Here is a 5,819-nt window from a genome sequence, read left to right on the forward strand (position 1 = left end):
GAAGCAATTGATTTCACCGCAAGGCTTGCCGAGTTTGACGCCCTCGGGTGCCGCGTGTTTGGCATCTCAAAGGACAGCTTGAAAAAACACGCCAATTTTCGCAGCAAGCACGATCTTAAGGTCGCGCTGTTATCGGACGCCGAAACGCAGGTTTGCGAAGACTACGGGGTTTGGCAGGAAAAGAAGATGTACGGGAAATCCTTCATGGGCATCGTGCGCACAACCGTTTTGATCGGCGCGGATGGCGCAATCCTGAAAGTATGGCCCAAGGTCAAGGTTGCCGGCCACGCCGAGGCCGTTCTGCAAGCCCTGCGGGATCTGGGATGACGCTGTCCCTGACCGAGATGGCGGTTGAGGTTCTATCGACCGCAGATGGCCGCGCCAAAACCGCCCTGTCGCACAAACATGCAAAGGCATGGTTTGCTGCGCGCGACGCAGGCATGCCCTTGGCGATTGGAAGCGCAAAGCCACCGCTGCGCCCGTCCCGCCCGACCCAACCGGAATTACTCGATCCGCGTGATGTGCCAAAGCGCAAACCCGGATCACCTCAGGGCCGCATCGCGCTGTTGCATGCGGTCGCCCATATCGAACTCAATGCCGTCGATCTGCACTGGGACATCATTGCCCGTTTCGGCGACGTCCCGATGCCGCTTGGATACTTCGACGATTGGGTCAAAGCCGCCGACGAAGAATCCAAACACTTCAATCTGATGTGCGATTGTCTGGAATCACTTGGCAGCCACTATGGCGCTTTGCCCGCCCACGCGGGCATGTGGCGTGCGGCTGAAGATACGGCTGGGGATTTGCTCGGCAGGCTGGCCGTCGTCCCCATGGTGCTTGAGGCCCGCGGCCTTGATGTGACACCGGGAATGATCGACCTGTTCAAACAGGCGAAAATCCCGCAGGCCATCGACGCGCTTGAGGTGATCTATGCCGAGGAAGTCGGCCATGTCGCCTATGGATCGAAATGGTTTCACTTCTTGTGCGGTCGCGAAAACCTTGACCCAAAGGTGGTGTTTCATGACCTGGTGCGCACATACTTCCATTCGACCCTGCGCCCGCCGTTTAACGAAGAAAAGCGTGCCGAGGCCGGTATCCCGCCCGATTTCTACTGGCCTCTGGCCGAGCAAACACCCACCAAGCCCCGCCAGCCCTAGGCAAGGGTTCGCGTAGCGATAAGCAAACATCTTGCCTCGTTGTGCGCCAACGGGTATTTCGTCCAAAGCCGTTTTTTCGAAAGCGGCTGTGACGGGGATGAAGATAGGGTTGGGACGTGAAACGCGGCCTCTTGCATTTTTTGGATGTCAGGCTTGAGCCTGTTTTGCCGGACCGAAGGCTGTTTCTGCGCTCGGACGAGGAAACGCGTTTTCTGCGTCTGCGCCCGACCACGCAATTGTTCGGGATTTTCAGCATCTGCCTTTTGGTCGCCTGGGCGATCATTTCAACGGCAATCCTGTTGATGGACAGCATTGGCTCGGGCAATTTTCGCGCCCAGGCGCAGCGCGACCAACGCACCTATGAAACCCAACTCAACGCGATGGCCGCCGAACGGGATTCGCGGGCGGCTGCGGCGCTCGCGGCGCAAGAACGCTTTAACGCTGCCCTGCAACAGGTCTCTGTGATGCAATCGCAGCTTCTTGCTTCGGAAGATCGCCTGCGCGAGCTGGAAAAAGGCATCGACGTCATTCAAACCACGCTGCGCACGACGGTTCAGGAACGTGACGAGGCCCGCAGTTTGGCAACCGAACTTCAAGCCTCGCTCGCGGGCGACCCGTCGGCCATGCGCCCCGCCGCCGCCCGCGCCGCCGAAGCCGAAGCCACGCTTGAGAAATTGACCGCCGCTTTGGAAATGACCGCGTCCGAGCGTGATCTGGTGATCGCCGACAGCGCAGAAGCGGTCGCGCAGGCGGACGAGATCATCATGGAAATGCGCCTTCTCGACGAACAAAACGACCGGATTTTCCGCCAGTTGGAGCAGGCAATGGAAATCTCGGTCTCGCCGCTGGATCGCATGTTCGAGAACGCCGGCATGGACACGGATCGGATGATCGATCAGGTTCGGCGCGGCTATGACGGTCAGGGCGGCCCGCTAGAACCGATCGACCTGTCATCGATGGGACCGCTTGAGACCACCACCAATTTCGAACGCGCAAATCGCCTGATCTCGGAAATGGCGGCGCTGAACATCTACCGCATCGCCGCTGAAAGCGCGCCTTTCGCCAACCCGCTGAAAGCGTCCTACCGGCTTTCGTCCAAATTTGGCTATCGTCGCGATCCAACGACCGGCGGGCGGCGCATGCACAATGGGATCGATATGGCCGGCCCTTATGGCACCGACATCTTCACGCCTGCCGACGGCGTGGTGACCTTTGCCGGTTGGGACAACGGCTATGGAAACTACGTCAAGGTCCAGCATGAATTTGGAATCGAAACCCGCTACGCCCATATGTCTGGAATCCGCGTGAAGAAAGGTCAAAGAGTCTCGCGCGGGGATCAAATTGGTGATATGGGCAGTACCGGACGATCAACAGGCACGCATCTTCACTACGAGGTGCGCGTCAACAATAACCCCGTAAATCCGATGAACTATATCGAGGCTGCATATAATGTTTTCTAAAAGCAAAATTAACGAACCTGGCGCAACTCCGACCGAGACCAAGCCAGCCACCAGCGCCCCTGCCCCAAAAGCAGAGACCAAACCGGCGGCGCCCGCCGCTGCCGCGCCAAAGCCAAAGCCAGCGCCGTCGATGCTGTCGTCGGATCTGCATGTTCAGGGCAACATGAAAACCACCGGTGATATTCAGGTTGAAGGCACCGTCGAAGGCGACATCCGCGCCCACCTGCTGACCATCGGCGAAAGCGCCACGATCAAAGGCGAGGTTGTTGCAGACGATGTGGTCGTCAACGGTCGTATCGTTGGCCGTGTTCGCGGTCTCAAAGTGCGCCTGACATCGACCGCGCGTGTCGAGGGTGACATCATTCACAAAACAATCGCCATCGAATCCGGCGCACATTTCGAAGGCTCGGTGCAACGCGCTGACGATCCGCTTTCGACCTCGGCAAGTGGATCTAAAAAACCGGCTGCTGACAAGTAAGCCCGCGATAAGAGAATTATTGAAAGGCGTCCGCTCCGGGCGCCTTTTTTATTGCTCTTTCACGATGGATTGATCGTAAAAATGCCAACTGGCGTGGGCCAGCAACGGCATTGTCAGGAACAGCGCCAGAAAACCCGGGATCATGCCAACCGTCAGGCAGAGCACAATCAGCACCCCCCAGAACACGGTGACAATCGGGTTTGCCAAAACCGTCTGAAAGCTGACGATCATCGCCGTGACGAAATCAACCTCGCGATCCAGCAACATCGGGATTCCAAAGACCGAGATCGCAAAGACAAGGAACGAGAACACCGCCCCAATGACAGACCCGAAGACCAGCATGCTGATGCCCTCGTTGGTCAGGAACACCGACAGCGACGAGGAAATATTGGTCATCGCCGACAGGCCGAGAAACAGCGCAAAAATCATGTGACCAAGGAAGAACCAGAACATCACGATCATGATGATGACCGCACTCAACCACGGCAATTGCCCCGAGCGCTGTCTGGACACGACGCCAAAAATCGCTTTGCGATCCAGAGGCAGGCCGTTTTCGCGCCTCCGGCTGACCTCATACAACCCGACCGAGGCAAACGGCCCCAAAAGCGGAAATCCGACGGCGGCGAAGATCAACCAATAGCTCTCGGACGTGGCCCAGGTGATATAGGTGAAGATGAGACCGCCCAGAACATAGGGCAAGGTAAAGGCAAACGCGTAGCCCTTGGCCGAAAACATATCCCGCAATCCAAGGTCCAAGGACCGCCGGATCGTCGCAAAGGTGATCTTGTTAAACTGCGGCGCGCCCGCCAATTTTTCTGATGCCATCTATCCAATCTCCCTATCGGCAATGGGACAAGGAAATGATGCAGAGTTCAAATGTATTACAAATAAATCTTTGGAGGACGTGTGTTTGGCCAATCCGTCGCCCGATGCCATGCCTGCGCGATGGCCAGCATCGCAGCGTCGTTCCCATGTTGACCGATCACCTGCATCCCCATCGGCAGGCCGTTGTCGCCAAACCCCGCCGGAATTGAGATCGCAGGCAGGCCCGCCAGCGACGCCGGCACCACAACCTCCATCCAGCGGTGGTAGGTGTCCATTTCAACGCCATTGATCGCTTTCGGCCACGTCCACTCTTTCGGGAAAGGCCAGACTTGGGCCGATGGCAGGATCAGCGCGTCGAATTCGGCAAACAGCGCGGCAGCTTTGCGGAACCAGTCGCTGCGAATGACCAAGGCTTTGTGCACCGCATCGGCAGTGATGGTAAAGCCAAATTCGGCCTCCCAAATGGCTTCCGGTTTGATGTGGGCGCGATGGGCGGGATTGCGCACCAAGTCGCCGATCTTATGGGCGATCACGTAGCCGCGCAGGGTCATCCAGCTGTCCCACATCGCTTGGGCTGAAAACGGCGGCGCAAGGAGGGTGACTGCGGCCCCCATCGCCTCAAACTGTTTCAGCGCCTGTTCGCAAAGCGCAAGGATGCCCGGCTCATATCCGTAAGCCCCGCCCCAATCGCCGAGCCAGCCGATCCGCTTGCCGGTCGGGTCTATGTCGGCCACATCCGCCAGGTTTTCCTTGGCCATCAACGTCGGAAAGCGTCGGTCCGGCCCTGCCTGCACGTCCAGAAGCCGCGCCAGATCGCGCGGATTGCGGGCCATCGGGCCGTTGGTCGCAATCGGATAGAGAGTCACGTCGCCCTCAAGATCCCCCGGCAAGCGGCCGATCGAGGGGCGCATGCCGTAGACATTGTTCCACCCCGCCGGATTGCGCAGGCTGCCCATCATGTCCGACCCGTCAGCAATCGCCAGCATCCCCGTCGCCAGCGCCACCGCCGCGCCGCCCGACGATCCTCCGGCTGAACGCGTGGTGTCATAGGGGTTGGACGTGGTGCCAAACACGGTGTTGTAAGTGTGCGATCCATAGCCGAACTCGGGCACGTTGGTCTTGCCGATGTAGATCACCCCTGCCGCCCGCATCCGCTGGGCGAGTATATCATCTGCCTTGACCGGCCCCTTGGGCGTCAAAGGGGACCCCATCCGCGTCGGCAAGCCAGCCACATCCACGAAATCCTTAGCCGCGAGGGGTAGCCCATGCAGCGGGCCGCGCTGCTCAACGGGCGCGGCGTCCTTCTCGGCGGCGTCGCGCAGCAGCACGTCACGGTCCCGCAATGAGATGATTGCATTCAATGAGGGGTTCAACGCCGCAACCCGATCCAGGGTCGCGCGCATCAGATCGACCGCACGAAGCCGCCCCTCTGCCATGTCCGAAACCAGATCGACAGCGGGACGCATCAGCAGATCATCTGTCATGGGTTAACCTTCGCCCTGCGCCTCGGCGCGGGATTTGCCGGCGACATCCATCGCCAAAGTGGCCGCCATAAACCCGTCGAGATCACCATCCAACACGCCCTTGGTGTCCGAGGTCTCATGGTTCGTGCGCAGGTCTTTGACCATCTGATAGGGCTGCAAAACATAGCTGCGGATCTGGTTGCCCCAGCCCGCATCGCCCTTGTTCTCATGCGCTTCGTTGATCGCTTCGTTCCGGCGATCCAGCTCCATCTGATAGAGACGCGATTTCAGCGCTTTCATTGCAATGTCACGGTTCTGGTGCTGCGACTTGACCGAACTGGTCGTCACGATACCGGTTGGAATATGCGTTATCCGCACCGCTGAATCGGTGGTGTTGACGTGCTGCCCGCCCGCGCCCGATGCGCGATAGGTGTCG

7 protein-coding genes are annotated in these 5,819 nt (G+C 59.1%); 4 read left to right on the forward strand and 3 right to left on the reverse strand.

All coding sequences use genetic code 11. The annotated features are described in order from the left end of the window. The 4 genes from ACFDSS_RS10770 to ACFDSS_RS10785 all read left to right on the forward strand — a co-directional run. Positions 1-327, forward strand: a 327-nt coding sequence (locus ACFDSS_RS10770) for a peroxiredoxin (protein ID WP_375255747.1), incomplete at its 5' end; no start/stop codon positions are given. Further along, positions 324-1,157, forward strand: a complete 834-nt coding sequence (locus ACFDSS_RS10775; RefSeq protein WP_375255748.1) for a ferritin-like domain-containing protein — start codon at positions 324-326, stop codon at positions 1,155-1,157. The genes ACFDSS_RS10770 and ACFDSS_RS10775, both read left to right, overlap by 4 nt. 116 nt (positions 1,158-1,273) lie before the next feature. Beyond that, complete coding sequence (locus tag ACFDSS_RS10780; protein WP_375255749.1) at positions 1,274-2,617, forward strand: DUF5930 domain-containing protein; 1,344 nt, start codon at positions 1,274-1,276, stop codon at positions 2,615-2,617. After that, positions 2,607-3,095 (forward strand): polymer-forming cytoskeletal protein, encoded by a 489-nt coding sequence (locus ACFDSS_RS10785; protein WP_375255750.1) that lies wholly within the window; start codon positions 2,607-2,609, stop codon positions 3,093-3,095. The genes ACFDSS_RS10780 and ACFDSS_RS10785 overlap by 11 nt, the downstream gene beginning before the upstream one ends. Positions 3,096-3,143: 48 nt before the next feature. Here the strand turns inward: ACFDSS_RS10785 and ACFDSS_RS10790 are convergent, their stop codons facing one another. The 3 genes from ACFDSS_RS10790 to ACFDSS_RS10800 all read right to left on the reverse strand — a co-directional run. Next, the gene (locus ACFDSS_RS10790) at positions 3,144-3,920 is read right to left on the reverse strand and encodes a DUF2189 domain-containing protein (RefSeq protein ID WP_375255751.1); all 777 of its coding nucleotides are present in this window, start codon (positions 3,918-3,920) and stop codon (positions 3,144-3,146) included. 56 nt (positions 3,921-3,976) lie between these two features. Then, a complete protein-coding gene (locus ACFDSS_RS10795) occupies positions 3,977-5,404 on the reverse strand; it encodes an amidase (protein ID WP_375255752.1) in 1,428 nt (475 codons plus the stop codon). A 3-nt stretch (positions 5,405-5,407) separates the two neighbouring features. Then, a partial coding sequence (locus tag ACFDSS_RS10800) for a peptide chain release factor-like protein (protein WP_375255753.1) occupies positions 5,408-5,819 on the reverse strand: 412 nt, incomplete at its 5' end.

Source organism: Yoonia sp. (genome assembly GCF_042093035.1).
Classification (GTDB): domain Bacteria; phylum Pseudomonadota; class Alphaproteobacteria; order Rhodobacterales; family Rhodobacteraceae; genus Yoonia.

Coding starts and splice junctions, on each gene's coding strand:
- ACFDSS_RS10785 (WP_375255750.1), top strand. CDS start 2,607: ATGTTTTCTAAAAGCAAAATTAACGAACCTGGCGCAACTCCGACCGAG.
- ACFDSS_RS10795 (WP_375255752.1), bottom strand. CDS start 5,404: ATGACAGATGATCTGCTGATGCGTCCCGCTGTCGATCTGGTTTCGGAC.
- ACFDSS_RS10775 (WP_375255748.1), top strand. CDS start 324: ATGACGCTGTCCCTGACCGAGATGGCGGTTGAGGTTCTATCGACCGCA.
- ACFDSS_RS10790 (WP_375255751.1), bottom strand. CDS start 3,920: ATGGCATCAGAAAAATTGGCGGGCGCGCCGCAGTTTAACAAGATCACC.